2 protein-coding genes are annotated in these 1,033 nt (G+C 62.4%); one reads left to right on the top strand and one right to left on the bottom strand.

What is annotated here, in order from left to right; translation table 11 throughout:
- Window positions 1–174 (top strand): class I SAM-dependent methyltransferase (locus A5705_RS22155; protein ID WP_197517015.1); only part of this gene is annotated, 174 nt, incomplete at its 5' end.
- Window positions 175–211: 37 nt separating this feature from the next.
- Here the strand turns inward: A5705_RS22155 and A5705_RS22150 are convergent.
- The coding region (locus tag A5705_RS22150) for a cyclopropane mycolic acid synthase family methyltransferase (protein WP_067882261.1) at window positions 212–1,033 on the bottom strand (822 nt) is incomplete at its 5' end.

The following is a 1,033-nucleotide window of genomic DNA, read 5'->3' as shown; positions in this document are numbered from 1 at the left end:
CACTACGCACGGACCCTGGAGACGTGGGCCGCGGCCCTCGAGGCGAACAAGGAGACGGCGCTCGCCATCCAGTCCCAAGAGGTCTACGACCGGTACATGAAGTACCTCACCGGCTGCGCCAAGCTGTTCCGCGAGGGCTACACCGACGTCAACCAATTCACCTGCGAGAAGTAGCCGGGCGCCCGGGAGCGCCCGGCCAGCGGTGCGCTACTTACTTGGCCAGCGTGAACTGGCCGACGTTGCTGATGCCCTTCAGGAAGAAGTTTTCACACCCCGTCAGGTAGTGCATATAGCGGTCGTAGACCTCCTGGGACTGGATGGCGATCGCCTTTTCCCGGTTCGCCGCTAAATTCGCCGCCCACATATTGAGCGTGCGGGCGTAGTGCTCCCGCAGCAATTGCACCTTTTCGACGGTGAATCCGGCCGCGGGCGCCAATTTCAGAATGTCTTCCTGCGCCGGCAACTGCCCGCCGGGAAAGATCTGGGTGTAGATGAATCGCGTGAATCGCACGTCGCTCATGGTCAGCGAGACGCCGAGCTCGTGGAGCTGTTTTTGGGAATGCGCGAGAATCGTGTGCAGCAACATCCGGCCGTCGTCGGGCAGGATCTCGTAGGCCCGTTCGAAAAACGCCGGCCAACGGTCCGCTTTGAACGCTTCGAAGGCGCCGATCGTGACAATGCGGTCGACCGGCTCGTGGAACTTCTCCCAGCCCTCCAGGAGCACTTGGCGGCCGCGGTGGGTGTCCATCTCGTCGAACATCTTCTGCACGTGGGCGGCCTGATTCTCCGACAGCGTCAGGCCCACGACGTTCACGTCGTACTTCTCGATGGCGCGCCTCATGGTGGCGCCCCAGCCACACCCGATGTCCAGCAGCGTCATGCCCGGCTCGAGGTTGAGCTTGCTCAGCGACAGGTCGATCTTGGCGATTTGGGCTTCCTCGAGCGTCATGTCGTCGCGCTCGAAGTAGGCGCAGCTGTAGGTCTGGGTGGGGTCCAGGAACAGCCGGAAGAAGTCGTCCGAGAGATCGTAGTG

The sequence above is a fragment of the Mycobacterium sp. E787 genome (assembly GCF_001668725.1).
Lineage (GTDB): Bacteria > Actinomycetota > Actinomycetes > Mycobacteriales > Mycobacteriaceae > Mycobacterium.
Note: the sequence above shows the minus strand (reverse complement) of the source record. Positions and strands in the feature narration are given on the sequence as shown.